Source organism: Pseudomonas sp. TE36184 (assembly GCF_054060055.1).
Genome location: NZ_JBSSCU010000001.1, coordinates 2,285,902 through 2,311,518 on the forward strand (window position 1 = coordinate 2,285,902; position 25,617 = coordinate 2,311,518).

Consider the following 25,617-nt stretch of genomic DNA (forward strand, 5'->3'; position numbering starts at 1 on the left):
CGCTCGCTTCAACAGAGACCGGTATGACAGCCATCCACATCAAGTTTCCCGCCCTGACCCTCAAGGCCGGCAAACGCGCCTTTGCGCGCATTCGCGAGCAAGGCCTCAAGCCTGCCGATGTCGGTATCCTTCCCGGTGCGGCAGGCGGGCCCAAGGCCTTGGGCATCCAGGGCCTGGACCTGGCGCTGTTCGGCGAGTGGCTGCCCCGAGCGCCACGCGAACGTGCGCTGATCGGTGCCTCCATCGGTTCCTGGCGGTTTGCCAGCGCCTGCCTGCCCGACCCGGTGCAAGGCCTGCTCGACCTCGGCCGCCTGTACAACGAACAACGCTTCGCCAAAGGCGTGACCATGGCCGAGGTCAGCCAGAGCTGCCGGCGCATGCTCGATGACCTGCTGGCCGGGCGCGATGCGCGGGTGCTGGACAACCCCGGCTATCGGCTGAACATCATGGTGGTCAAGAGCCACGGCCTGCTCGCCGATGACCACCGCGGGCGGCTGGGCCTGGGCCTGTCGTCGGTGATTGCCGACAACCTGCGCGGCCGCGCGCGGCTGGCGCGGCATTTCGAGCGGCTGATCATCCATGACCCACGCCAGGCGCCGCCGGTGCATGCGCTGCGGGATTTTCCGTCGCGCTTCCTCGACCTGAACCTGGGCAACCTGCGCCAGGCGCTGCTGGCGTCCGGCTCGATTCCCCTGGTGATGCAAGGCGTGCGCGACCTGCCTGGCGCCGGTGCCGGCACCTACCGCGACGGCGGCCTGCTGGATTACCACCTCGACCTGCCCTACCACGGCGATGACATCGTGCTGTACCCGCACTTCACCGACCGCGTCATCCCCGGCTGGTTCGACAAGGGCCTGCCGTGGCGACGCAGCAATCAACAAGGCTTGCAGGACGTGTTGCTGCTGGCGCCGTCGAAGGACTACCTGGCCCGCCTGCCCCACGGCAAACTGCCGGACCGCAGCGACTTCAAGCGCTTTCTGGGCGATGACGCGACTCGCAACAAATACTGGCAAACCGCAATGAGCGAGAGCCGGCGCCTGGGCGATGAGTTTCTGCATCTGGCCGACCAGGGTGGCCTGGGCGAGCGCTTGCAGGCGCTTTGACCCAGCGGTATGCGCGAGGCGCGATGTAGCTGTTAAACTCGCCGCCTGCCAGAAACCTGACCGAGCTGAAAAATACTGTGGAAATCTTCAAGGAATTTACATTCGAATCCGCCCACCGCCTGCCCCACGTGCCAGACGGCCACAAATGCGGGCGCCTGCATGGGCATTCGTTCAAGGTGGCGATCCACCTGAGCGGCGACCTGGACCCCCATACCGGCTGGATTCGCGACTTCTCGGAGATCAAGGCGATTTTCAAGCCGCTCTATGAACGCCTCGACCACAACTACCTGAACGACATCCCCGGCCTGGAAAACCCCACCAGCGAAGTACTGGCCAAGTGGATCTGGACCGAATTGAAACCCCTGCTGCCGGAACTCAGCGCGATTCGCATCCATGAAACCTGCACCAGCGGCTGCATCTATCGCGGCGAGTAACCCTCACGTCAACGTCCTGCGGGAGCGCCCCATGGAAAACACCTGGCTGGCCCAGGCCAAACGCTTGCAGGCATTGGCTTCCACGGGGCTGCACTTTTGCACCGACGACTTCGAACGCGAGCGCCTGGAAGAAATTGCCGAGATCGCCCACAGCATGCTCGCGCAATTGGGCAATGTGCCGCTGGAGCGCATCAGCGGGCTGGTCCCGGATTTCGCCCAGCGCTATTCGACGCCAATGATCGATGTCCGCGGCGCAGTGATCGACGGCGAGCGCATTCTGCTGGTGCGCGAGGCGACCGATGGTTGCTGGGCGCTGCCGGGGGGCTATGCCGATATCGGTCTGTCGGCCGCAGAAAACATCGTCAAGGAGATCCGCGAGGAAGCCGGGCTGACCGTGACGGCGCGGGCGCTCTACAGCGTCACGCACAAGGCCAAGGGCTTGTATCGCCCGGATGTGCGGGACTTCTACAAGCTGTATTTCCTGTGTGAACGGGTCGACCAACTGGCGCCGACGGCCGGGTTCGAAACCACCGAGGTGGGCTTTTTCGCCCTCGACGACCTGCCGCCGCTGTCCCGTGGGCGCACCATCGAAAGCGATCTCGAGGCGGCCTTTGCGTTTCATCGCGGCGAAACCACGCTGACGCTGTTCGACTGATCCAATTTGTATCACCGCTGCACCGCTTTCGTGCCCGATTGGGCACCGCGACCACTCCCGCCCGCGTTCCGCGCCTGTCTGGCGATAAATCCTGTGCATACTGCACAACACCCACCGTGCGCCCGTCACTGCTGCTCAATTGGCACGCGGGGTGCAATAGGCCTGCGTCACTCATTCAGGGAGCAAGGCACATGACGCAGCAAGAACCGGGCAACGATTACCCCCTCAGCGAAGTCCCGATGCACGCACGCAAGGGCCTGGCGTCCACCGCCATGGTGCTGCTGGGCTTCACCTTTTTCACCGCGACCATGTTTGCCGGCGGCAAGCTGGGCGTGGCGTTCAGTTTCGTCGACATGCTCGGCGTCGTGGCCTTGGGTAACCTGCTGTTGGGCATTTATGCCGCAGGCTTGGGTTACATCGCGTTCAAGAGCGGCCTGAACTCGGTGCTGATGGGGCGCTTCTGTTTTGGCGAAGTCGGCAGCAAGCTCAGTGATTTGATCCTCGGTTTCACCCAGATCGGCTGGTACGCCTGGGGCACCGCCACCGCCGCCGTGGTGCTGGGCAAATATTTCGAGCTGAGCCAGGGCAGCGTGCTGGTGCTGATGGTGCTGTTTGGCCTGCTGTTCTGCGCCACGGCCTACGTGGGCTATCGCGGGTTGGAGATTCTGTCCTACATAGCGGTGCCGGCCATGGGCATTCTGTTGTGCCTGTCGATGTGGGTCGCCACGGTGAAAGTCGGCGGGCTGCAAGGCTTGCTGGCGGTGGTGCCGACGTCGGAACTGGACTTGTCGACGGCGATCACCCTGGTGTTCGGCACCTTTGTCAGCGGCGCGACCCAGGCCACCAACTGGACGCGCTTTTCGCGCTCGGCCAAGGTCGCGGTGCTCGCCAGCCTGATCGGTTTTTTTGTCGGCAATGGCTTGATGGTGCTGATCGGGGCTTATGGCGCCATCGTCTATCAACAGCCCGACGTGGTGGAGGTGTTGCTGCTGCAAGGCTTTGCCACGGCCGCGATGGCGATGTTGCTGCTCAATATCTGGAGCACCCAGGACAACACCATCTACAACTTCGCCGTGGCCGGTTGCAACCTGCTGCGCACCCGCCGCCGCAAGACGGTGACCCTGGCAGGTGCGGTGATCGGCACGCTGCTGGCGCTGCTCGGCATGTACGACATGCTGGTGCCGTACCTGATCCTGCTGGGCACGGTGATTCCACCGATTGGCGGGGTGATCATGGCGGACTTTTTCTATCGCTACCGCGGCCGCTACCCGCGCCTGGCCGATGCGCGCCTGCCGGCGTTCAACTGGCCGGGGCTGACCGCCTACGCCGTGGGCACCGTACTGGCGTTCAATTCGCCCTGGGTGGCGCCGTTGGTGGGGATCGTCGCCGCGTCGCTGACCTACATGCTACTCAGCGCCGTACTGCGCGTGCGGGCACCGTTGGCTGACGCACAGGCATGAGCCTGACCATTGCCGATGTGCTCGCCCTGCCGGGGCTGGAGTCTCTGTGTCTGCGCGCCGGGGCGGCGGGCCTGGAGAATGCCGTGCGCTGGCCGTATGTCGCAGAGAACAGCGGCATCGCCGAGTGGGTGCTGGGGGGCGAACTGGTGTTCGTCACCGGTATCAATCACCCACGGGACGAAGCGAATTTGCTGCAACTGCTGGAGGAAGCCTGCCTGCGTCAGGTGGCCGGGTTGGTGATTCTCACCGGGCCGGCCTATATCCAGGCGATTCCCCAGCGCTTGCTGGACGCCGCCGAAGCCGCCGACATGCCGCTGATCGAACAGCCTTACTCACTGAAAATGGTGCTGGTGACCCAGGCGATCGGTTCGGCGTTGATCCAGTCGGAGCAATTGGGCCGCTCGCGGCACGATGTGCTGGAGCGGTTGCTGGCCGGTGACTATCAATCGTTGGATCTGCTGCTGCACCGCGCCGCCCAGTTGGGCATGCCCCTGGCCGGCCATTGGCAAATCGTGCAGTTGCAGTTAGAGGGCAGCGACGCGTTATTTGCCCAGGGTGAGGCCGCGCAGATGGAAGCGCAGTTGGCGCGGCAACACGACAGCATTACCCGGCGCTTGCGGCAGTTGTCGGCCGCGGTGCCGGTACTCGGGCGCGCCGGCCAATGGACGTTGCTGCTGCCGGCCGCCGATGCCGTCGCGGCGCTGGCTAACCGGGAGCAACTGGCCAATTGGTTGAAGCCGCTGAACCTGCGCCTGGCGCCGCTGAAACTGTTCATAGGCCTGAGCGCCGCCGCCCACCCGCCGGCACGCCTGGCCCAGGCGCAGGATGAAGCGCGCCAGGCGTTGGCCGCCGCGCGGCGCTTCAGCGAACGCGCCGGGCTCTGCGTGTATGACGAACTCGGCGTATTGAAGCTGCTCAGCGGCGTGCGCGATCGTGCGCTGCTCGACCAGTTTCTCAATGACCGCCTGGGCCCGTTGCTGCGCCACGACCTGCACCATGGCCCAAGCCTGCTGCCGACCCTCGAAGCCTGGTTCCACGAGAATGGTAACCTGGTGGCCGCCGCGCAGCGCCTGGCCGTCCACCGCAATACCCTGACGCACCGCGTCCAGCGCATCGAAGCCCTGTGCGGGCTGAGGCTGGATAATTCGTATGACCGCCTGGACATCGGCATCGCGCTGATGATCTGGCGGCTGTCTGCCTGATTGTTTTTAGCCAAGAGGAACTTGCCCATGCACATCATCAACGCCCGCCTGCGCAACCGTGAAGGCCTGCATGATCTGCACCTGGAACACGGCCGGATCGCCAGCATCACGCCGCAAACCACAGCCCCCACGGCGGGGCCCGACGACCTCGACGCGGCCGGCAACCTGGTGATACCGCCCTTCGTCGAACCGCACATCCACCTCGACGCCACCCTCACCGCCGGCGAGCCGCGCTGGAACATGAGCGGCACCCTGTTCGAAGGGATCGAGTGCTGGGGCGAACGCAAAGCCACCATCACCCACGAAGACACCAAGGCCCGCGCCAGGAAAACCATCCAGGCCCTCGCCGCCCACGGTATCCAGCATGTGCGTACCCACGTCGACGTCACCGACCCGGACCTCACCGCGCTCAAAGCCATGCTCGAAGTGCGCGAGGACACTGCGCACCTGATCGACCTGCAAATCGTCGCCTTTCCCCAGGAGGGCATCGAGTCGTACCGCAACGGCCGCGAGCTGATGGAAGAAGCCGTCCGCCTGGGCGCCGACGTGATCGGCGGCATCCCCCACTTTGAATACACCCGCGACCAGGGCGTGAGTTCGGTGAAGTTCCTGATGGACCTGGCCGAACGCAGCGGCTGCCTGGTCGACGTGCATTGCGACGAAACCGACGACCCGCACTCGCGTTTCCTCGAAGTGCTCGCCGAAGAAGCGCGCAGCCGCGACATGGGCGCCCGCGTCACCGCCAGCCACACCACGGCCATGGGTTCCTACGACAACGCCTACTGCGCCAAACTGTTCCGCCTGCTCGGGCATTCCGGCATCAGCTTCGTCTCCTGCCCCACCGAAAGCATTCACCTGCAAGGGCGCTTCGACAGTTTCCCGAAACGGCGCGGCGTCACCCGCGTCAACGAACTGCTGGAAGCCGGCATGAACGTGTGCTTCGGCCAGGACTCCATCGTCGATCCCTGGTACCCCCTGGGCAACGGCAACATCCTGCGGGTGCTCGAAGCCGGGTTGCACATCTGCCACATGCTCGGCTACCGCAACCTGCAAAACGCCCTGGACCTGGTCACGGACAACAGCGCCAAGGCCATGGCCCTCGGCGATCGCTATGGGCTGGAACCCGGCCGGCCGGCCAACCTGTTGATCCTCTCGGCCGACAGCGACTACGAGGTGATTCGCAGCCAGGGCCTGGCGCTGTACTCGATCCGCAACGGCAAGGTGTTGATGAAGCGCCAGCCGGCGCAGGTGACGTTTTTGTAGCGCGCGGGGTTCGATGGACAGCCGCTGATACGACTCGACGCGATCAGCCGCGCGGCCCTGCATCGAGCTGCGGCCGCGCGGCCCCGAACAGGCTGACGCTCAGCACTGTCGCATCCTGAATCTGCAACCGAACCGGCACCGTACCGCCCGGCATCACGACCGCGACCTCCCCGCCCGCGACCCAACCGGCGCGCCACGCGGCGCACGCCACGGCACAGGCGCTGGTCCCGGAGGACGCCGTCGGCCCCTCTCCCCGCTCGAACACCCGCGCAAGCACTCGATTGCCGGACGCCTGGGCAGCCCATTGCAAGTTGACCCCGGCCACACAGGGCTGGCCACGCCCGGCAGGTGGCGCAAATGCAATCGCCTGCAAGGGCTCGAACAGTGCGCTCTGGTGCATCGGCAGATTGTCCGGCAGCGCAGCGGCCTGGTACACCAACGTCACGCAATGGGGGTTGCCCACCCGCACAAACTGGCTGCGCGTCCATGCCGGGTTGATCGCCGCCAGCGCGGACACATGGCTGAACGCCCCCTCTTCGGCGCCAGGCAGGTCCGCGCCGACCGCCAGCGGGCCGAACGCCGGCTGCCCCAACGCCAGCCAGAACCCACGCACCTGCTCGTGCAGTGCCGGTTCGACATAGGTGGCCAGCGGCGACTTCGCATCCTGTTTATCGTGATGCACCCGCAGCTCGCAGCCCTGCGTCATCAAGCCCTGATCGCTCAGCGCCTGGGCAAAGATGGTCAGGCCATTGCCACTGCGCTCCGCAAGGGAGCCGTCAGTGTTGACGATCAACAGGTCGAACGGCGGCGCCGCCTGGAACGGCCCGACCAACAACCCATCACAACGGTGCGCCTTGGCGCCAGCCGGACGCGGCGAAGGCCCCCAGCCACATTCGGCGGCAATAGCCGGCAGTGCCCAAGCGTCGCGCCGGCTCGCCGCGAGGGCCGCAGTGTCGGGCACCTCGACCCCGTGGCGACGCAAACAGGCCGGGCTGACCACCCCATAGATATTGCCGCGGGCATCGTAGAACCGGGTCATGGGGTCGCCTGGCTGAAAGTCCTTCATCGCTTCGTCCGTCCAATCGTCTGCACACAGAAGCAGCAGCGTATTACAGAACGGTCGGCGCGTGGGAAGTGGTCTGGAAGGTGCGTCATCCGCCGCAGGAAGCCTGGGGTTCAGCAATTCTCACGGGGATTACGCACCTTCCAGACCACCTCCTACACGTCGATGTCCTCTAGGTGGCAGCCAGTGTCCAGAGCGTTCCGTGCTGGCGAAAATAAAACCCGCCGCCAGCGCGAACGCCGCGTGAACCTGGCTCGCTCGATCAGGCTTGATGTGTAAGGATGTCGCGCCGGACATCGTTCGTTGAACGCAAAACCAAGGATTCTCCATGACTGCCATCCCCACCCCAGCGCCCGTGGTTCCCGGGCGGCTGGAGCAAATGTCGACGCGCATCGCCTTCTTCATCGCCGGCTTCGGCATCGCCGCCTGGGCGCCGTTGGTGCCGTATGCCAAGGCCCGCGCCGAACTCAACGAGGGCACCCTGGGCCTGTTGCTGCTGTGCCTGGGGGGCGGTTCGATCATCGCCATGCCGGTGGCCGGCGCACTGGCCTCGCGCTATGGTTGCCGGCGCGTACTGAGCGCCGGGACGGTCCTGATCTGCCTGGCGTTGCCCATGCTCGCCACGGTCAGTTCGATCCCGTTGCTGATGGCCAGTCTGTTCCTGTTCGGCGCGGGCCTGGGTACGGTCGACTCCACGGTCAACCTGCAAGCGGTGATCGTCGAGCGCGCCAGCGGCAAAACCATGATGTCGGGCTTCCATGGGTTGTTCAGCCTGGGCGGCATCGTCGGCGCAGCGGGGGTTTCCGGGTTGCTGGGGCTGGGGTTTTCGCCGCTGCAGGCGACCCTGGTGGTGATCGTCATCATGGCGCTGGCGCTGTTCAAGGCCGCCCCCCACTGGTTGCCCTACGGCAGTGAAAGCGCCGGGCCGCCGTTTGCCATTCCCCACGGCGTGGTGCTGTTTATCGGCGGCTTGTGTTTCATCGTGTTTTTGGCCGAAGGCGCCGTGCTCGACTGGAGCGCGGTGTTCCTCAGTGCCGAACGCGGCCTGGATGAAGCCTACGCCGGCCTGGGTTATGCGGCCTTTGCCCTGACCATGACCGCCGGGCGCCTGACCGGCGACCGGATTGTCCGTCGACTGGGGGCTGCCCGGGTGATCGTCGCCGGCGGGGCGCTGGCGGCGGCCGGGATCTTCCTCGCGACCCTGTCGCCGGCCTGGGCCATGTCCCTGCTGGGCTATGCGCTGGTCGGCGCCGGATGCTCAAATATCGTCCCGGTGCTCTACACCGCTGTCGGCAAGCAGACCGTCATGCCGGAACACATCGCCGTGCCGGCCATCACCACCCTCGGCTATGCCGGTATTCTCGCGGGGCCCGCGGTGATCGGTTTCATTGCCCATGGCAGCAGCCTGGCGACTGCCTTCCTGTTGATCGGGGGATTGCTCGCAGCGGTGGCGGTCAGCGGCAAAATACTGCGGGTATGAGCAAAGGACATGAGCGGCCTGAATCCTTCAAGTAGCTCATGTACGCCTGATCGTTTCTTCCCTGCCTTATCGTTTCCCGTCCGCAGCGCTGTGCCTGGCAGAACGGTTCAGTGGTTAGCCCAGATGCCGCTCGGTGTCATTGGCCAGACGGCAAGACAACTTGTGCCATAACCCGGCGAGCGTGGAAAACACAGGGCTGGACAACGGTTCCTCCGTGAATGTTCGAGAACCTTTATCGAAGTCTTCGGCGGTGGGCGCCCTGAAGCTGAACTTCGGCGAAGACATGAGGTTAAGTGCCTGCGAACGGGATGTGCTTGGGAGGCCTGCTTCCCGTGCAGGCATCGCCAGGCTCGCAACCGTGTACTGGGAGGGCTGAGATTCAAAGGATGTCGAATTCATAGTCCAGACCTGATTCGGTAGGTGAAGACACCGGCAGCCATTCAACGGCCGATGGCAATCTCTTCGTGGTAAAACCCTTCCTCCCTGACTGAAGTGGTGCTTCCTGCTCACTACGCTTGCCAACCTATGCCGCGAGTGACGCGGCATTCGGCTGTGCCAGAGTTAACGCAGCAGTTTCAGCAGTTCGCGTCGCGAAATCTTGCCGTCGCGCTGCCACTCGTCAACATTGTCCATCCGCCCCTGCAGAATCGAACGGGCCATGACTTCCTTGGCCAATTGGATGAGATGGTCAGTGAAGGGGTTGCCCGTCAACGCTTGCGCCGCAAACTCTTTGAGCTTGTCGAGCTTGATGCTGTCGCCCCGACCGTTGCCCTTCAACTGTTGGAAATGGCCGAGCATTTCCTTGATCAGCTGTTTGTCGTCTTTGAGTTTAAAGGGGTTATCGGAACCGATGACGCTCATAATATCGTCCCTGGACAAGCGGCCATCCGAAGCACCGGTGCTCATGTTTCGATCGAGCGCGCGTACCAGCTCGGGACGCCGCAGCAGTTCCTTCGCCAGGCGGATATTGGCGTCCATCTGCGGGTTGCCGGTCAACGGTCGCTCGGCCATTTTTTTCAGGCTTTCGAGGGTGACTTGCCGCGAAAAATGCCCTTCCCTGAACGCGCCGTAATTGCTCAGCAGCGCCTGGGCCAGTTGCTGATTGCTTTGCTTGGAGTAATGCGGGTCCGGCCGCTCGGGGGTTGGGCGCGGCGGTGGGCCGGGATTCGGGCGCACATTATCGGGCAGCGGACGTTGCGGCGGCCCCGAGTGATAATGACCGTGGCCGAAGTACGGGCGCGACGACGTGCTGCCGAATGCTGAGCCGAAGTGATACGAATCCCAGAACAGGCTCTGGCTGGCCGATGAGCTCATAGACCGCTCGGCAATGGACATGGGGTCTCTGAAAGACTTGTCATCAGAGGAGTGAGCGACAGACTGCATGAATACTGATGCCGACATTTAGTTCTCCAGTTCGGTTTGATCAGACGCCTTGCCTCAGCGCTCCAGGCGCCCCGACGATCGACAAATCGTCAAGCAAACCAGCGGAAGCAGGCTTATCCTGTGTGGCAGAACTGTGGGAGTCGGTTCCTGATCGCGCTGAAAGTTTCCAGCGCCCAGGTAGGAAGAGCATCTGCTGAGATACGGAACTCATCACCTTCCCAAGCCGTTTCGGCGCAGCCAGCCCCCTCGCCGCCCAACCCGACCCAGGTGCGCAAAAAACCTCGGTTCACCAGCATCAACCGTCAGCGGCGCAGGTGCATGGACTGCAGAATCGCGGCTGGAATTTGTTCGAGCGGCAACTCGCGCTCCACCGCACCGAGCTTGAAGGCCTCCTTAGGCATGCCGTACACCACGCACGACTCTTCATTCTGGCCCAGCGTCAGCGCGCCGTTGTCGTGCATCTCCTTCAACCCGCGAGCGCCATCGTCCCCCATGCCCGTCATGATGATGCCCAGCGCGTTGCCGCCTGCGCTGCGGGCGACCGAACGAAACAGCACGTCCACCGAAGGGCGGTGCCGGCTGACAGGGGGCCCATCAACGATTTCAACCAGGTATTGGGCGCCGCTGCGCTTGAGCAACATGTGCCTGCCGCCGGGAGCAATCAACGCACAACCGGGAATGACGCGGTCGCCATTTTTCGCCTCCCTGACTTCGATCTCGCACAGGCGGTTGAGCCGCTCGGCAAATGCCGCGGTGAAGTGTTCCGGCATGTGCTGCACGATCACGATTCCCGGGCACACCCTGGGCAAGGCAGTCAGCACCAGCTCCAGGGCTTGCGTGCCGCCGGTGGACGTACCAATGGCGACGATGTTTTCGGTGGTGCGCGCCATGGCATGCGTGCTCGCCGGCAGTATGACGTCGGCAGTCAGCTTGACCGGGGCTCGCTCGCTGGACGGCACCATGCGTTTCATGTTGGCACGGGCTGCGGCCTTGACGGCACCGGCCAATTCATCGGAACTGTCGGTCAGGAACTGACGCAAATTGAGTTGCGGCTTGGTCACGATACTCACCGCACCGGCGGCCAGCGCTTGCATGGTGGTGGCCGCGCCCTTCTCGGTCAGCGTGGAACAGATGACCACTGGCGTCGGATGTTCGGCCATCAGTTTCTTGAGGAACGTAATGCCATCCATCCGCGGCATCTCGACGTCCAGCACAATGACGTCCGGCCATTGCTTGTTCATCTTGTCCATGGCGAACACCGGGTCCGCCGCCGCGCCGATCACTTCAATGGCCGGGTCTTGCCCAAGGGTCGCCGTCAGCACCTGGCGAACCACCGCGGAGTCGTCAATGATCAGTACTTTGATAAGGCTCATATCGCACGCTCTCCATGAGGGCTGCTGAGTGGCCAATGCAGGGCCAGGTAGTTGAGTTCGATGTTGCCATTGGCCAGATCGAACACCACGGTTCGATAACCCACGCCTTCCACATGAAAGTTGTGACACCGCAACTGATGCGAATCGAGCAGGTGCCTGGCTTGCTCGACATTGCGCTGGCCAACGTAGTGATTGTCCGAACGCGCCAGCCCCGGAAACATATCCCCGCCGCCATACACGCTGATTCTGAACTCCGTCGGCGGCACCTTGATCGCGTGCATTCGGCCGAGCAGCAATTGGAGCGCCTCATCGCCGTAGCGACCATCCAGTGCAGCCGATCTCTTCACTGCGCGCCGGGGCAACAGGTAGTGGCACATGCCGCCCAACAAGCGCCGCGGATGCCAGACCACCAATGCAACGCATGAGCCCAGCACGGTGCGCAGCCGAATAGCGCCTGAACCGAAAAACCACTCGCCGGGATTCAGGTACACCTCGCGGGACGGTGGGGTGTCAGGCATGCGGCCTCCGATAGATCGAAGGCTTGACCAGTCGCAGTTCATCGGTCACGCCATTGAGACTTTCCGAATGGCTGACCAGGAAATAGCCGCCGGGCTTGAGGTGGCTGACCAGGCGCTTGACCACTTGCACTTTGGTCTCGCTGTCAAAATAGATCATCACGTTGCGCAGGAAGATCACGTCAAACATTCCCAGTTTCGGCAGAGGATTGTTCAAGTTGATGGCCTGGAAATCGATCCTCGACGCCAGCGCCGGTTCGACCATGAAGCAACCGTGGTTGGCGCCGACGCCCTTGAGGCAATATTTGTTGAGCAACGCTTGGGGAATGCCGCGCGTGCCTTCGAGGGGGTAGCGCCCCTGGCGGGCCGTTTCCAGTACCCGGCTGCTGATATCCGATGCGACGATTTCCCAGGGCCGGCCGCCGAGGCTGTCCGCCAGGACCATGGCCAGGGTGTAGGGCTCTTCACCGCTCGAGCAGGCGCCGCTCCATACACGCAAAGGCCCGCTGCCACGCAGTTCGGGCAGTGCGACATCGCGCAGAAAATCAAAATGCTTGGGCTCGCGGAAGAAGTAGGTTTCGTTGGTGGTCAGCATATCGACCGCCACTTGTAGTTCCGTCGCGTCCTTCATCAGCACTTTGTAGTACGCGCCGTAGGTATTGAGCTTGAACACTTGCAGGCGCTTGGCGAGCCGAGCGCTCACCAACTGTTTTTTGGCATCCGACAGGCTGATGCCGGCGATTTGATGAATGAGAGTGCGAAACTGCAGGAACTCCGCATCGGAGAGAATCACGTTCATGAGGACACTCCCAAAAAACAATCAGGCAGTTGAAGGCAGCAAGGGATCAAGGGTTGCCAGCACATCGACCTGTTCCAGGGACAACACACGACCGATATCCAGCAACAACACAAAACCGCTCTCCAATTTGCCGATGCCCAACAGGAAGTCCGCTCTGACATCGGTCCCGAAATTCAAGGACGGTTCGATATCCTGATCGGCGATTTCAAGGACCTCGCTGACCGCATCCACAATGATGCCCACCGGCTTGCCCCCGGCATTGGCCTGTACCTCAAGGATCACAAAGCAGGTCCTCGAGGTCTGCACCGTGCGCTCGCCGCGAAAGCGCACACCCAGGTCCAGCACAGGAACCGCCGCGCCGCGCAGATTGATCACGCCGCGGATGCTGGGCGGCAGCAACGGCACGCTGGTGATCGGTCCGTATTCGATGATCTCTCGCACGTTGAGCGTGCCGACGGCGAACATCTCATCCCCCAACTCGAAGGTGAGGTATTGGCTAGGGCTCGAGACCGTGGCTTTCCCTGGACTTGCGATGGATAACGCCATGACTCACCTCGCATCGATTACTTTGCGGCCGCGCCGGGAGGCGCGGTCGTACACGTCAAGCTCGCATCAAGCCGGCCATCTCATCGACACACAACACCTGCTCGATTTGCAGCAGCGTGACAAACGCACCTCGCACCTTGGTCATCCCCCGGATGAAGTCGGTACGGATAGGGTTACCAAAGGCCGGCGCGGGCTTGATATCGATATCGAGGATCTCGATCACTTCGCTGACCGAGTCCACCACCACCCCCAGCACCTGGGACTCGCCCTCCTTCGCCGCTTCAAGAATGACGATGCACGTTCGGCTGCCCAGCACCGTCACACCCTTGCCAAACCGTGCCTTGAGGTCCACTAACGGCACCACTGAACCGCGCAGGTTGATCACCCCGCGCAGGAACGTCGGCATCATCGGCACCGTGGTCACCTGGTTGTATTCGATGATTTCGCGAACGTTCAGTGTATTGACCGCATACATCTGCTGGTCAGCCAAGAAGGTCAGGTACTGCAAGGGCTCATCGACCTGCGGCGCTGACTCCAAAGTGCTCGGCATAACGGCTGTGGCGCTCATGGGTCAGCTCCCGAAGCGGACGAAACCGCTCTCCACCGCACGGCTATCCTGGTCGAACGTGGATGCCGCGCGATTGATCACGGGCATCGAGGCGGTCCGCCCGGCGCGCTTGCTCTGTACGCTGAAAAAGCCCATGAGTTCCTGCAACTGCTCGGCCTGGCCGCTCATTTCCTCAGCCGTCGCCGCCAGTTCCTCGGAGGCCGAAGCGTTTTGCTGGGTCAGTTGGCTCATCTGCGACATCGCGCTGTTGATTTGCTCAGAGCCGATGGATTGTTCTTCCGAGGCGGCCGCGATTTCCTGCACCAGGTCAGAGGTCTTGGCGATCGAGGGCACAATCTCGTCAAGCAGGTTGCCCGCCCGTTCCGCCAAGGCCACGCTGTTCTTGGCCACTTCACTGATTTCCTGCGCCGCGATCTGGCTGCGCTCGGCCAGTTTGCGCACTTCGGCCGCCACCACCGCGAAGCCTTTGCCGTGCTCGCCGGCACGCGCCGCTTCGATCGCCGCGTTGAGCGCCAACAGGTTGGTCTGGTAAGCAATGGAGTCGACGATGCCGATTTTCTCAGCGATGGTCTTCATCGCCGCCACCGTGTCCTTCACGGCGCGACCGCCTTCCGAGGCTTCCTTGTTGGCTTTACCCGCCATGCCGTCGGTCACCTTGGCATTTTCGGTATTTTGAGCAATGGACGCCGACATCTGCTCCATCGATGCCGAGGTCTGCTCCACCGACGCGGCCTGTTCGGACGCCGACTGCGCCATGCTTTGCGCAGTGGCGGAGATCTCCTCGGAAGCACTGGACAGCGAATCGGCCGAACCGCGCACTTCGCCGATGATTTCCGAGAGTTTTTCCACGGTGCCGTTGACCGAGTTTTTCAGTTCCAGGAACTTGCCTTGATAGTCGCCGTTGATGGTCCGGGTCAGGTCGCCATTGGACATCGCCGACAAGACATCCATCGCTTCAGTAATCGGCACGATGATCGCATCCAGCGAACCGTTGATCCCCAGGATGATGCGGCGGAAATCACCTTGATGCCGAGCGGCGTCAGGCCGGGTATCGAGTTTGCCGATCAGCGCGCTGTCGCTGATCTGGCTGGTGTCTTCGACGAGCGCCAGGATATTGGCCCGCAGTTGCTCGATGTTCTCGTTGATAAAGGCTTTTTTGCCGGGAAATTGCTCAAGCGGTGCTGACAGATTGCCTTCGCCGAACGCGCGGATACAGGCCATGGCTTTTTTCTTCACGCTGATATGGCCACTGACCATCTGATTGATGCCCTGACCGATATCGCGGTACGAACCCGAGAAGCGATCGACGTCGATCATGACGTCAATGTCGCCTTTTTCATGCTCGCTGGACATGTGCTGCATCTCATGGATCAACGCCAGCACATTGCTGCGCAGCAGCTCGATGTTTTCATTGATAAAGGCTTTTTTGCCCGGGAATTTTTCCAGCGACGCCGACAGATCACCTTCACCAAAGGCGCGGATGCAGGCCATGGCTTTTTTCTTCACGCTGATATGGCCGTTGACCATCTCGTTGATGCCCTGGGCCATGGAGCGGTAACTGCCATGAAAGCGGCCAGCATCGATCTGTGCATCGATGTCGCCCTTGTCGTGTTCACTGGACATGCGGTTTATCTCCGCGACCAGCCCATGCAGGCTCGCGCCCAGTTGTTGCATGGACGCCATCAAGCTCGTGGTGTCACCGGGCTTGAGCGTGGCTTTGGCATCCAGCTCCCCCGCTGACAAGCGAGCGGCGAAAGCGCGCACGGCCACCGGTTCGCCGCCGAGTTGGCGCATCAGGTTGCGCCCCAGAAGTGCGCCCACCAACGCGGTGGCTAAAAATGTCAGCGCGCTGACCAGCAGGATGAGGGAGCGGGCATTCTTCTCAGTGGCGGTGGCAACCAATTGGCCCTTGCGCCCCAGTTCCAGGTTGTATTCGCGCAGCTCACCGATCGTCGTCAGCACCGCGCTCTGCAATGGCTGGCTGGCCTCGATCAATGCGCGGGCCGAGGCTTGATCACCGGCGTCGATGAACTTGTCGAAATGCGCCTGCAGGGTCGCAAATTCACCCAAGCGGCCACGTAACTGCTTCAACAGTGCTGCGTCATGGTCGTCGGAGACCAATGCGGCCTCATAGTGATCCAGGGCTTTGCCAATCGCGCTGAAGTTCTGTGCCACGTTCTGCGCATAGCTGGACACGAAGTTTTTTTCGGAATCGTTCAGACGCTGCCATTCCAGGGCGTGAAGGTCGGTGAACGCAGCCGCCGCACGGTCGATTTCCAGCAAGCTGGGCACGGTATTGACGTTGGCATAACTGGCGCTCGTATTGATTTCACCGGCCAGGTAAAGGCTGGTACCACCCAACACGACAACGCCGAGCACTGCGGTGAAAACCAACAGCATGATATTTCTGATAACGGTCATGGCGAGGAACTCCTGATGACGCTCATTAAGTCGATAACGGACTTGGGATCGAACGGTGGGTGGCGTCCTTGGCAACGTGTCCTAACAAATTGGGTATATCCAGAATCAGGGCGACGGCTCCACTGCCAAGGATGGTGAACCCGCCGAGCCCATGGGCCTCACCAAACACTTTGCCCAATGGCTTGATCACGGTTTGAAACTCCCCCTGCAAGCGATCGACCACCAAGCCAGCACGCAGGCCGGCGTATTGCACGACGACCACGTTTTCTCGACTGCCTCGAGGTTCTTGCACATCGAACATGTCCCGCAGGCGCAGGATCGGCAGCACATCTCCACGCAGGTCCAGGTAGCCGGTGTCTGCGCCCTGTCCAGGCGCCAGCTCGATGCACTCCTCCACCATGTTCAGCGGGATGACATAAGAAGCCTTGCCCACCCCGATCAGAAAGCCGTCGATGATGGCCAGGGTCAGCGGCAGACGAATCCGTACCGTTGTGCCCTGCCCTTCTTCGCTCTCGAGGCTCACGCTGCCGCGCAACGCGGTGATATTGCGCTTGACCACATCCATGCCCACCCCGCGGCCGGACAGGTTGCTGACCTGGTCGGCGGTGGAGAAGCCCGGCTCGAAAATCAAGTTCAGGATGTCTTTATCCGCCGGTAGCTGGCCGTCCCCCACCAGGCCACGCTCGCGGGCCTTGGCCAGGATTTTGTCCTTGGCCAGGCCACCGCCGTCGTCCGACACTTCGATCACGATACTGCCGGACTCGTGGTAGGCATTCAGGCGTACCGTGCCCTGGGCCGGCTTGCCCCGTTGAAGACGCGTCGATACGGCCTCGATGCCATGGTCCATGGCGTTGCGCACCAAGTGCGTCAACGGGTCGCCGATACGTTCGACGACGGTCTTGTCCAACTCGGTCTCGCCACCGCCGATCTGCAGCACGATGTCCTTGCCCAGTTCCTTGGAGACGTCGCGCACCACCCGCTGGAAGCGCGTGAATGTCGCGCCGATCTGCACCATGCGCAGGGTCAGTGCCGAGTCACGCACCTCTTCCACCAAGCGCGATAACAGGCTGGTGGCTTCGATCATCTCGCCAATCCCGCTACGCACTGCCACCAGGTTGGCTCCGGCTCCGGCGATGATCAGCTCGCCAACCAGGTTGATCAGTTGGTCCAGCTTGGCGGCATCGACGCGGATCAGGTTGCCTTCGTTGCTCGCCGCACCCTTGCCGGCCTTGATCAACGGCGCGACTGAATCGGGTGGTGCGTCCAGCTCGCCGCGCATCTCGACTGGAGCATGCTCACCCTCCTGGGTGACGAGCAGGGCCTGGGACTCCGTCAATGTGCCGCAACGCACCAGCAGCTCAAGCAGCACGGCATTGTCTTCCGGCAATCCGTCGAGATGCGCGCGACAGGCTTGGACAGAGGCTTGCGGTGCAAGGATCTGGACGAGCGCGTCATCGCGCACAAAATCAAATGCCCCGTCGATGACCTCCCGCGAGGCATCGCTGAGCAGCGCGAGTTCAAAGCCCAGGTAGTTGGTTTCCGGGTCCATCGACGCAAACGGCGGCAACCCCTCGCACAGTGTGACGGTATGCAGCAACTGCCCCAACGTGCTCAGGTAACGCAGGAACGCCAGCGGGTCCATGCCGTTGCGCAATACATCCGGACCAAAGCGCAGGGACAAGTGCCAGTGGCCGGGACTTGCGCCCGGCTCGTCCGCCGGCAGCGTGGCTGGAGCAGGCGAAGCACTCGGCACCGAGCCTTCCAGGTACTGCGCGAGCCGCTCGCCCAGGCATTGGCCCTGGACCCGCAGCGGTTCGTCCAATCGGTCAAGGTTGCCATCCTCGGCCAGCAGGTCGATCAACTGGCCGATATGGTCACGGGCATCGAGAAACAACGCACTCAATGCCTCGTCGACGCGCACTTCCAGGCTGCGGACCCGGTCCAGGACGCTTTCGGCGACATGGGTGAACTCAACGATGGGCATCAAGCCAAACAAGCCGGCCGAGCCTTTGATGGTGTGGGCCACGCGGAACAAGCCGTTGATGGTGTCGAGGTCCTGCGGCGACCTCTCGATCTGCAGCAGTGCGTCTTCCATTTGCAGCAGGAGCTCGCGACTCTCGGCAATGAAAGTCTGCAGCACGTCATCCATGTTCATGGGCTGGGCCATACGATCATGCTCCAAGCGACTGGGCGAAAAGCGGATTGGCGAAGTAGTCGTCAAGACCGCTGAGCCGTATTGCTTCGATTACGGTCGCGCTCGGGTTGCTCAGCAACAGCTGCGTTCCGTCCTTGAGCGACTCGCGTTTGATGAGGATCAACAATTGCAGACCGGCGCTGTCCAGTTCGTCGACATTGGACAAGTCCAACTCAACCTCATGCGCCAGCGGAAACAACGACAACAACAGGTCTTTTTGTTCAGTGGCGGTGTAGATCGTCAGGGGGCCTTCCATGACCTGGATTCGACGTAGCATCGGTACGGTGCTTTTCATGGAAACCTCCTGGCCAGCGGTCGCTGGTCATTGCTATGGCAGGATCAACTTGGAGACGGCAGTGAGCATTTGCGCCGGCTGAAAGGGCTTGACCATCCACGCCTTGGCACCGGAGGCCTGGCCTTGCTGCTTCATCGCATCACTGGCCTCGGTGGTCAGCATGATGACCGGCGTGAACTTGTAGGCCGGCAATAGCTTGGCCGCCTTGACGAAGCTGAAGCCGTCCATGTTGGGCATGTTCACGTCACTGACAATCAGGTGGATTTTGCGTCCGTCCAGTTTGCTCAGCGCATCTTTGCCATCACAGCCTTCGATCACGTCATAACCCGCGCCTTTGAGAGTGATGCTGACCACCTGCCGGATGGAGGCAGAGTCGTCGACGATCAGAATGGTTTTGCTCATCGGAAAAGCTCCTCTAGAAAAAGGTGATTTCGCTGTCATCGGACTTGGCGTGCGTGTTACCGCCATGGATAGCGTGTTGCTCCGGCATGGTGTAGGCCGTTGAAAGCTCTTGCAGCCAACGATCACTGACCATCGGGCTGAGGGTATGCCCGCTCAGGCTCGATGCCTGGCGCTCGTCCAATTGCTGCTGGAGCTTGTCCAGGTCGCGGGTAATCAGCGTCAACATCTGGCTGACGCGGTCCTGGAACTGCAAGGCGACCAGCACCTGGGCAATCTCGTCGGCGACGTTGGCGCTCTGCTGTTGCAGGTCATGGCTGTTGCGCACGAGGGTCTGGGCGGTACCGCGAAAATGTTCGATGACCTGCGAGACCACACGCTCCGAATCCGCGAGGGTCAAGGTGTCTTGTTCAGCGTGGTGGCGGGACATTTGCACCGTGCGGGCAATGGCCGCGTTGACGGTATTCACGGTTTCACTGATCTTGCGCCCGGTCTCGCCGGACATACTCGACAGCTTGCGCACTTCATCGGCGACCACCGCAAAACCTCGCCCCGCCTCACCGGCGCGCGCGGCCTCGATGGCGGCGTTGAGGGCAAGCAGGTTGGTTTGACTGGCGATGTCACCGACAAACTTGGCCATCTGCTGAAGTTGTTCGGTGAAGCCGGAGAGTTGCAGGACTTCTTTGAGTTCGCTCTCTTTATTGGAGAGCGCGGAGCGCAGGGCCAGCACGATGGAATTGAGGTCGCGCTGGCCGACTTCCAGCAAGTCGACCAATTGCTGGGAAGCATCTTGCCCGCCGTTGCTGGCCACGCTGTGGCTGATGTTCGATGACAGCGTGCCAAAGCGTTCGCTGAGCTTGAGGATGGACGTTTCGCTGATCACGCGCGCGGCTTCGATCTGCCTGGACCAAACGGGAAGCACGCTGAGGCACACGTCTGACAGGCCGTTATCGACGGCCAATGTCGCCGAGACCTCGGGCGGCTGATCGAGCTGGCGTTGCAGGCTGTTGCAATGCGCCTGGAAGCATCTGTTTGCCCAAAGGCCCAAGCCAACGCACAGCACCAACAACGCGCCCCCTGCCGCCACAGCCCATGCGCTGAAGTCATTGCTGTAGGCAACCGCAAGACCTCCGAGCAGACCGGCCAAGGCGACCGGAAACACTATCAAAGCAGCCGAGGGGGGTGTGGTCTGTTCGCTCACGGTCTGTCTCCCAATCGAAGCATCTCGTCGCCGGTTGATCGGCAGTTCGATTGCTTGAGAGGGATACTGGCCCAATAATGGCACCACGGCCATCGGACCATCCCTATTCCAGGGTAGGGATACCGGCAACCAAGGTAGGAAAATCCCTACACAAGGGGCTTGCTCACGAAATACCCAAGGTCATGGCGAAGCGCACAATGTCCGCCGTAGAGCCGAACCCCATCTTTTCCATGAGCCGGGTCTTGTGGGTGCTGACCGTCTTGTTGCTGATGACCAACTGTTCGGCGATCTGGTTGACGCTCATGCCATGAGCCAGCAAGCGCAGAATCTGAAACTCGCGATCGGACAGGCTTTCAACGTAGGTCTGTTGCTTCAGGCCACTGCTTTGCAGGGCAATCTGCTCTGCCAGCGCCGGGTCCAGGTAACGTTGGCCGCTGGCCACTCGTCGCATGGCAACCAACAGGGTCTCGGGGTCGCGGTCCTTGGTGAGGTAGCCGAGCGCACCAGCGCGCAGTGCGCGTTGCGCAATGTGGATTTCGTTATGCATGCTCAACACCAGGATCGGCAGCTCCGGGTACTGGGTATGCAGGCGGGCGATCAGGATTTCGCCGCTGATACCCGGCATGTTCATATCGAGCAGCAGCAGGTCGATCTCGACCTGGCGCAACAGCTCGATCACTTGCGTGCCACTCTCGGCTTCGGCCACCACCTGGACGTCGGCGACCAGCATGAACAACTGCTTGAGCCCTTCGCGCATGATGGTGTGGTCATCGGCGATCAGCATGCGAATCATTAATACGTATCCTTGTGCATCGGAATGAATGCCTGGACTGTTGTGCCCTGTCCGGGATGGCTGAAAACAATCACTTTGCCGCCCAACATCAGGCCGCGCTCACGCATCCCGGCCAGCCCCAGGGTCTGCCGGGTGACGGCGTCGGGGTCAAACCCCTTGCCGTTATCCTGGACCTCCAGTAGCCAGTTGGTTTCCTGCGGGCTCAGGGTGACGCTGACCTGTGTCGCTTCGGCGTAACGCGCGATATTGGTCAACGACTCCTGCACGATGCGAAACGCGGCGGTGACGTGGGTATCGGGGAGCGTCAGGGGAATCGACGGCAGGTGTAACACACAGGGAACCCGGGTCAAGGTGACGAACTCGGTGGTCAGCCACTCAAGACCGGAAACCAGCCCCAGGTTTAACGCGGACGGTCGCAGGCTGGTGGAGACATCACGCACGACCTGGATCGTCTTGTCGGTCAGCACCATCAGCCGCTCGACCTGCGGGGTCAGCTCGGGTGTCGAAGCGCCGAATTGAAACCTCAACAGTGATATCCCCATGCGCAGTGCCGTCAAGTGCTGGCCCAGCTCATCATGGATCTCCCTGGCGATCAGTTTGCGCTCCTCTTCCCGCGCCGTTTCGCGACGGGTCGACAGATCGCGCAATTGTGCATTGGAGTTGGCCAGGCGCCGCTCGGCAGCCCGCAGCCTGGAAATATCGCGCCCCACCGCCAGCACACTCACGACCCGCTGGCCGTCGACCTCTGGAACAAAGTGGATCAGTACCACTTTGGGTGCGCTCTTCAACCCCGAGAGCAGAAACTCCTGCTCCGTCGCTTTATTTTCCTGAATCACTTGGGCCACCAATTCGCGAAACAGCTGAGACTGATGGTTCAGCGGCGCCACCGCGTCCATGGGCATGCCCATCAGTTCCGGCCAGGCCCCGCCCACCCATCTTCGCAACTGCGCATTGACGTAGAGCACTTCGCCATGAGCACTCAACCGAGCGATAGCGTCCGGGCTGTTTTCGACCAGTGCGCTGATGTCGTGCTGGCGTCCGAGTTCTTTCTGCCGGGCCCTGATCAACAGGGTAATGTCGCGGCTGATCACCAATATCCGCGCCGCCACACGCCCTGAATCCGCCACCGGCACCAGCGTAAAGTGCAGTTGACGGACTTCGTTGCGAAGCACCATGCCCTCATCCGACTCAACCACCCGCCCGGCGCTTGTGCATTGCTCACAGAGCGCCTGGATCTTTTGCGCGCCCAATCGACCAAAGATCAACTCCAGCGGCTCACCGATGACATCGGCATGCGGTTTGCCCAGCGCGCGCAACAACGCCGGGTTGACCTCGACACAACGCAGGCAACCGACCGCCGTCATTTCCAGCAGGCAAAGCATGTCCAGGGTATGGTCGAAAATGTCACGGTAACGACGCTCGCGCTCGCGGAGCAACGACTCTGACTGCCAGCGTTCGATCGCGATCGCCGCAATATGACAGGTCTGGCGCACGCGCAGGATGTCGCTCTCATCCGGCCCGGCGCCGGACGCCTGGGACAACTCGAAAGTGCCGAGCACATGACCTTGTTTGTCCACGATCGGCTCGGACCAGCCTACGGCAGACGCCGTATTCATCACCGCGCCGGTGCCGAGCGGCGCTACCAGCTGCACCCGGCAGGACCGATGGGGCAAGGCCAATTGCAGATAGTCCACCAGGAGCCCGAGCGTTTCTTCCAGGGGCGCGCCCGTCGCCATTTTTTCGAAAATCCCCAAGCGCGCGTCTTCCAGGACCTGTTGTTTGCACAACTCGGTAATGTCGTGGGCCAGCGCCAACACGCCGATCACCTCGCCTGTCGGGCTGCGCTCGGCCGTCAGGCTGACCGCACAACTGACCAACTCGGTACTGTCCGCGAAGGTCCAACTGTCGAGGAATTGCGCGGTTTCGCCCGTCGCAACGACATGGCGCAGCTGGTTGATATAGTCACCCGCGTCCTCGTCGGGGCTCACGCCTATCGACTCGTCATAAGACATGCCGGTCAAGCGCAAAAAGGCCGGGTTGACGTAAGTGCGCAACAGGTTGCGGTTGTAGCGAACGATGATGTTGGGTGAACTTTCCGCGAGGGTGAGAAATTTGAGTTCGCTGCCCACCAGCGTTTCGCGCAGCTGCCAGTTCTCGGTGATGTCCTCCAGTTGGGACACAAAGCAGAGCGGCTGCCCCTGATCGTCCCGCACCATTCCCACGGTCAACCGCGCCCACACCACCCGCCCGTCGCGATGGATATAGCGTTTATGCAACGTCGCGCCCGACCTTGCACCGCGCTTGAGTTCGTCGATCAACTGCTTGCCGACCTCGCGGTCCTCGGGGTGGGTCAGTGCCATGAATGTGGTGGTTTGCAACTGCGCTTCGCTATACCCAAGCAACCTGCAGATGACGCCATTGGCCCGTAGCCAATGACCGTCCAGCGACACCAGCGCCAGGCCGGTGCCGGAGGAATCGAAAATCGACCTGAGCGGGATCTGCGCGTAGCTTTCGGTTTCGGATGACGGGGCCGACGCGCCCTGGCGGGCAACGACCTCGACAATAAAATACGCATCGCGCCACAGCGTCAGGGAGACGTCCAGCCCGCACGCCCCTCTGCTCAATGCCGCGAAACCAGCCCGCGTGTTCCCTGCGGCCGTTTCCAGCGCGGCATAAAACAGCCCATGGTCTTCGGGCCGCAGGAGGGCGATGAACTCGCCGCCCGCTGCCGGAGAAACGCCATTTTGAACTTGCAGTTGGGCGAACGCGGGATTGCCGGAGATAACCCGAGCGGCGCGGTCCAGCGCCACAACCGCAATGGACAGACAGCCGAGCACACTCTCGAGGGTTCGCAACGTATCGTCGTCAGCCACTGCCTGTGCGTCGCGAGCCATCGTCCCTGTGCCCTCGGTCGTTGAACGGACTTAACGATATTTGCAAGGCGGGTAAAACGCCTAGCAACCTTCTACGCAGCACTGGAAATCGGAAACGCCTGAACATTGACGTTTTTACGAGAGCACGGCCCCTCACCGCCAACTTGTCTATCTCGCGTTAAAGCGCCTTCAGACCCACGACTCAATCCTTTGCTCGAACTGTAGCCCAATATCAGGCTTCGAAGAGCTGCAGCACGATAGAAGAGAATGCGCTACAGGAACTGATCCAAGTCAATACTCGTGGGCCGTCGCGGGTTTTGCATCACCTCTTGTCTGTGCTCACCCGCAACGCCGAGGCGCAGACCGTTGAGCGTTGCAGCGAACGAAAAAATGATATCATAATGACATCATCACCTGATACCTTGTAGGTAGAACCAAGCAATTGCGAGGGTCATCATGGGCGAAGGCGCTCCTATTCCGTCGAATGAAGCTGAAAGGCTAAAAGAGGTCGCCAAATTTTGCCCCGCGGGCAGCGACTCCGACGAAGTCTTCGACAAAATCGCCGCAATGACCTCGGCGTATTTCAACGCGCCGGTCACGCGGGCCTCAATCGTCGATGAGCTCTGCATTATTGACACTGCCACGCGCGCGCCCATGAGCGAGTTGGACAGAGGCATGCTCAATGACTTCGCTGAACGGGTCATGATGCGTATCTGCAACATGCGCGCTCGTAACTTCGTAGACCAACCCACCGGGTTGTTTAATCGATTGAGGTTTGAGGAAGATATACATCAAACGGTCCGGGTAAACAGCGCATGCGAGATTGACGCAGTCGACGTCATTACGCCGAAAGTCCTCAACGATATAGTCAAGGCACCGGGTTATATCTGTGCACAAGACGTGATCCTGACGATAACGTCGCGCCTACAAAAGTGCTACCCAATAATTGCTTGCTTTATAAAATCAGTCCGACGCGATTCGGCTTGATTCTCAATGAATGAGCCGGGCCCTGAGCAAATTTGCGAACGTATTCTGCATAACTTCAAAATATCGGCTACCGAGTCGTTGCAGAAGGTGTAGAAAACCAAGAAGTTCTGCAGCGTTACTTGATAGAAAAACCTATGAGTTCCAAGGCCTTAGAAACCTGGATAGGACAAAGAAACTAGGAGGCAATCATGACGTTGAAGGACTCGCACGCGGCGATTGCGCGCTATTTATATAACGCCACGCCTCCGTCAGTCGTCTACCGATTATATAAATCACCGCTGCCGGGCCGTTTTTTATTACAGCCCTTACTTACCGCCCCGGTAAAACCGAATTATTTTACCGCTGACCGACGACTGACCTGTTCTGCGCTCAAGTTGATCTTGGCCCGAGCCGATAGGCTGATGTGAGAAGGATCGCTATTTACTGATTCAGGGAGGAACCTATGTCGTCATACGGCAACTTGCAGCCGCTTCCTCAGGCTCGCACTTTTTTCCACTTATCGCTCGTAGCCGCTGCCTGTGGCGCGTGCGCCCTGCTATTGAGCGGCTGGCGCACCGACAACCAGACAACGCGCCCAGCAAACGCCTGGGCAAACCGCTGTTTATTCCTC

At 61.5% G+C, this 25,617-nt stretch carries 22 protein-coding genes and 1 pseudogene; 8 read left to right on the forward strand and 15 right to left on the reverse strand.

Annotated features, from left to right (window positions below; translation table 11 throughout):
• Positions 1-23: 23 nt before the first annotated feature.
• The 6 genes from ACVWZP_RS09955 (at position 24) to codA (ending at position 6,117) form a co-directional block, all read left to right on the forward strand.
• Entirely contained in the window at positions 24-1,103 is a 1,080-nt protein-coding gene (locus ACVWZP_RS09955) for a patatin-like phospholipase domain-containing protein (RefSeq protein WP_057004897.1), read from the forward strand.
• Positions 1,104-1,180: 77 nt separating this feature from the next.
• Entirely contained in the window at positions 1,181-1,537 is a 357-nt protein-coding gene (queD, locus tag ACVWZP_RS09960) for a 6-carboxytetrahydropterin synthase QueD (protein WP_017736453.1), read from the forward strand.
• A 31-nt stretch (positions 1,538-1,568) separates the two neighbouring features.
• Entirely contained in the window at positions 1,569-2,192 is a 624-nt protein-coding gene (locus ACVWZP_RS09965; RefSeq protein ID WP_017847009.1) for an NUDIX hydrolase, read from the forward strand.
• Positions 2,193-2,383: 191 nt separating this feature from the next.
• The gene (gene codB, locus ACVWZP_RS09970; protein ID WP_017847008.1) at positions 2,384-3,652 is read left to right on the forward strand and encodes a cytosine permease; all 1,269 of its coding nucleotides are present in this window, start codon (positions 2,384-2,386) and stop codon (positions 3,650-3,652) included.
• Complete coding sequence (locus tag ACVWZP_RS09975) at positions 3,649-4,854, forward strand: PucR family transcriptional regulator (protein WP_372813260.1); 1,206 nt, start codon at positions 3,649-3,651, stop codon at positions 4,852-4,854. Before codB ends, ACVWZP_RS09975 begins: the two co-directional genes overlap by 4 nt.
• A 27-nt stretch (positions 4,855-4,881) precedes the next feature.
• A complete protein-coding gene (codA, locus tag ACVWZP_RS09980; protein ID WP_046384046.1) occupies positions 4,882-6,117 on the forward strand; it encodes a cytosine deaminase in 1,236 nt (411 codons plus the stop codon).
• 43 nt (positions 6,118-6,160) lie between these two features.
• Here the strand turns inward: codA and ACVWZP_RS09985 are convergent, their stop codons facing one another.
• Positions 6,161-7,156, reverse strand: coding sequence for a diaminopimelate epimerase (locus ACVWZP_RS09985; protein WP_201022099.1), 996 nt, complete (start codon positions 7,154-7,156; stop codon positions 6,161-6,163).
• Between the two features lie 352 nt (positions 7,157-7,508).
• Between ACVWZP_RS09985 and ACVWZP_RS09990 the strand changes: the two genes are divergently transcribed.
• Positions 7,509-8,660 carry an MFS transporter gene (locus tag ACVWZP_RS09990; RefSeq protein WP_457369713.1) on the forward strand — a complete coding sequence of 384 codons (1,152 nt, stop codon included), beginning with the start codon at positions 7,509-7,511 and terminating at the stop codon, positions 8,658-8,660.
• A 561-nt stretch (positions 8,661-9,221) separates the two neighbouring features.
• Here ACVWZP_RS09990 and ACVWZP_RS09995 read toward each other — a convergent pair.
• The 14 genes and pseudogenes from ACVWZP_RS09995 to ACVWZP_RS10060 all read right to left on the reverse strand — a co-directional run bounded on the left by ACVWZP_RS09995 (position 9,222) and on the right by ACVWZP_RS10060 (position 24,041).
• Positions 9,222-9,974, reverse strand: a complete 753-nt coding sequence (locus ACVWZP_RS09995; RefSeq protein ID WP_017847003.1) for a hypothetical protein — start codon at positions 9,972-9,974, stop codon at positions 9,222-9,224.
• A gap of 371 nt (positions 9,975-10,345) precedes the next feature.
• Positions 10,346-11,416 (reverse strand): protein-glutamate methylesterase/protein-glutamine glutaminase, encoded by a 1,071-nt coding sequence (locus ACVWZP_RS10000; protein ID WP_046384049.1) that lies wholly within the window; start codon positions 11,414-11,416, stop codon positions 10,346-10,348.
• On the reverse strand, positions 11,413-11,934 hold the full coding sequence (locus ACVWZP_RS10005; protein WP_046384050.1) for a chemotaxis protein CheD: 522 nt from the start codon (positions 11,932-11,934) through the stop codon (positions 11,413-11,415). The genes ACVWZP_RS10000 and ACVWZP_RS10005 overlap by 4 nt, the downstream gene beginning before the upstream one ends.
• Positions 11,927-12,730 (reverse strand): CheR family methyltransferase, encoded by an 804-nt coding sequence (locus tag ACVWZP_RS10010; protein WP_017847000.1) that lies wholly within the window; start codon positions 12,728-12,730, stop codon positions 11,927-11,929. Before ACVWZP_RS10010 ends, ACVWZP_RS10005 begins: the two co-directional genes overlap by 8 nt.
• Before the next feature lie 21 nt (positions 12,731-12,751).
• The gene (locus tag ACVWZP_RS10015) at positions 12,752-13,276 is read right to left on the reverse strand and encodes a chemotaxis protein CheW (protein ID WP_026140027.1); all 525 of its coding nucleotides are present in this window, start codon (positions 13,274-13,276) and stop codon (positions 12,752-12,754) included.
• Positions 13,277-13,331: 55 nt separating this feature from the next.
• Positions 13,332-13,844, reverse strand: coding sequence for a chemotaxis protein CheW (locus tag ACVWZP_RS10020; RefSeq protein ID WP_227778821.1), 513 nt, complete (start codon positions 13,842-13,844; stop codon positions 13,332-13,334).
• 3 nt (positions 13,845-13,847) lie between these two features.
• Positions 13,848-15,032 carry a methyl-accepting chemotaxis protein gene (locus ACVWZP_RS10025; protein ID WP_446676549.1) on the reverse strand — a complete coding sequence of 395 codons (1,185 nt, stop codon included), beginning with the start codon at positions 15,030-15,032 and terminating at the stop codon, positions 13,848-13,850.
• A pseudogene (locus tag ACVWZP_RS10030) lies at positions 15,015-16,265 on the reverse strand (MCP four helix bundle domain-containing protein); the annotation flags it as partial. The gene ACVWZP_RS10025 and the pseudogene ACVWZP_RS10030, both read right to left, overlap by 18 nt.
• Positions 16,266-16,290: 25 nt before the next feature.
• Positions 16,291-18,432 carry a chemotaxis protein CheA gene (locus ACVWZP_RS10035; protein ID WP_177032505.1) on the reverse strand — a complete coding sequence of 714 codons (2,142 nt, stop codon included), beginning with the start codon at positions 18,430-18,432 and terminating at the stop codon, positions 16,291-16,293.
• A 4-nt stretch (positions 18,433-18,436) separates the two neighbouring features.
• A complete protein-coding gene (locus ACVWZP_RS10040) occupies positions 18,437-18,754 on the reverse strand; it encodes an STAS domain-containing protein (RefSeq protein ID WP_017846995.1) in 318 nt (105 codons plus the stop codon).
• Positions 18,755-18,787: 33 nt separating this feature from the next.
• Positions 18,788-19,156, reverse strand: coding sequence for a response regulator (locus ACVWZP_RS10045; RefSeq protein ID WP_017846994.1), 369 nt, complete (start codon positions 19,154-19,156; stop codon positions 18,788-18,790).
• Positions 19,157-19,169: 13 nt separating this feature from the next.
• Positions 19,170-20,447, reverse strand: coding sequence for a methyl-accepting chemotaxis protein (locus ACVWZP_RS10050; RefSeq protein WP_372340280.1), 1,278 nt, complete (start codon positions 20,445-20,447; stop codon positions 19,170-19,172).
• 70 nt (positions 20,448-20,517) lie between these two features.
• Positions 20,518-21,147: a response regulator gene (locus ACVWZP_RS10055; protein WP_017846992.1), complete on the reverse strand. Its 630-nt coding sequence runs from the start codon at positions 21,145-21,147 to the stop codon at positions 20,518-20,520.
• Positions 21,147-24,041, reverse strand: coding sequence for a PAS domain-containing sensor histidine kinase (locus ACVWZP_RS10060; RefSeq protein WP_457369714.1), 2,895 nt, complete (start codon positions 24,039-24,041; stop codon positions 21,147-21,149). Before ACVWZP_RS10060 ends, ACVWZP_RS10055 begins: the two co-directional genes overlap by 1 nt.
• Before the next feature lie 435 nt (positions 24,042-24,476).
• On the opposite strand from ACVWZP_RS10060, the gene ACVWZP_RS10065 reads away from it, so the two are divergent.
• Positions 24,477-25,007, forward strand: a complete 531-nt coding sequence (locus ACVWZP_RS10065; RefSeq protein WP_457369715.1) for a hypothetical protein — start codon at positions 24,477-24,479, stop codon at positions 25,005-25,007.
• Positions 25,008-25,617 lie beyond the last annotated feature (610 nt).

What these genes read in the sequence shown, in the direction of transcription:
- ACVWZP_RS09975 (WP_372813260.1), top strand. Translation starts at nt 3,649, where the DNA reads ATGAGCCTGACCATTGCCGATGTGCTCGCCCTGCCGGGGCTGGAGTCT.
- codB (WP_017847008.1), top strand. Translation starts at nt 2,384, where the DNA reads ATGACGCAGCAAGAACCGGGCAACGATTACCCCCTCAGCGAAGTCCCG.
- ACVWZP_RS09965 (WP_017847009.1), top strand. Translation starts at nt 1,569, where the DNA reads ATGGAAAACACCTGGCTGGCCCAGGCCAAACGCTTGCAGGCATTGGCT.
- ACVWZP_RS10045 (WP_017846994.1), bottom strand. Translation starts at nt 19,156, where the DNA reads ATGAGCAAAACCATTCTGATCGTCGACGACTCTGCCTCCATCCGGCAG.
- ACVWZP_RS09955 (WP_057004897.1), top strand. Translation starts at nt 24, where the DNA reads ATGACAGCCATCCACATCAAGTTTCCCGCCCTGACCCTCAAGGCCGGC.
- codA (WP_046384046.1), top strand. Translation starts at nt 4,882, where the DNA reads ATGCACATCATCAACGCCCGCCTGCGCAACCGTGAAGGCCTGCATGAT.
- ACVWZP_RS10035 (WP_177032505.1), bottom strand. Translation starts at nt 18,432, where the DNA reads ATGGCCCAGCCCATGAACATGGATGACGTGCTGCAGACTTTCATTGCC.
- ACVWZP_RS10065 (WP_457369715.1), top strand. Translation starts at nt 24,477, where the DNA reads ATGGGCGAAGGCGCTCCTATTCCGTCGAATGAAGCTGAAAGGCTAAAA.
- ACVWZP_RS10010 (WP_017847000.1), bottom strand. Translation starts at nt 12,730, where the DNA reads ATGAACGTGATTCTCTCCGATGCGGAGTTCCTGCAGTTTCGCACTCTC.
- ACVWZP_RS09995 (WP_017847003.1), bottom strand. Translation starts at nt 9,974, where the DNA reads ATGAGCTCATCGGCCAGCCAGAGCCTGTTCTGGGATTCGTATCACTTC.
- ACVWZP_RS09990 (WP_457369713.1), top strand. Translation starts at nt 7,509, where the DNA reads ATGACTGCCATCCCCACCCCAGCGCCCGTGGTTCCCGGGCGGCTGGAG.
- ACVWZP_RS10060 (WP_457369714.1), bottom strand. Translation starts at nt 24,041, where the DNA reads ATGGCTCGCGACGCACAGGCAGTGGCTGACGACGATACGTTGCGAACC.
- ACVWZP_RS10000 (WP_046384049.1), bottom strand. Translation starts at nt 11,416, where the DNA reads ATGAGCCTTATCAAAGTACTGATCATTGACGACTCCGCGGTGGTTCGC.
- ACVWZP_RS10040 (WP_017846995.1), bottom strand. Translation starts at nt 18,754, where the DNA reads ATGAAAAGCACCGTACCGATGCTACGTCGAATCCAGGTCATGGAAGGC.
- ACVWZP_RS10055 (WP_017846992.1), bottom strand. Translation starts at nt 21,147, where the DNA reads ATGATTCGCATGCTGATCGCCGATGACCACACCATCATGCGCGAAGGG.
- ACVWZP_RS10020 (WP_227778821.1), bottom strand. Translation starts at nt 13,844, where the DNA reads ATGAGCGCCACAGCCGTTATGCCGAGCACTTTGGAGTCAGCGCCGCAG.
- ACVWZP_RS10015 (WP_026140027.1), bottom strand. Translation starts at nt 13,276, where the DNA reads ATGGCGTTATCCATCGCAAGTCCAGGGAAAGCCACGGTCTCGAGCCCT.
- ACVWZP_RS10005 (WP_046384050.1), bottom strand. Translation starts at nt 11,934, where the DNA reads ATGCCTGACACCCCACCGTCCCGCGAGGTGTACCTGAATCCCGGCGAG.
- ACVWZP_RS09985 (WP_201022099.1), bottom strand. Translation starts at nt 7,156, where the DNA reads ATGACCCGGTTCTACGATGCCCGCGGCAATATCTATGGGGTGGTCAGC.
- ACVWZP_RS10050 (WP_372340280.1), bottom strand. Translation starts at nt 20,447, where the DNA reads ATGGCCGTGGTGCCATTATTGGGCCAGTATCCCTCTCAAGCAATCGAA.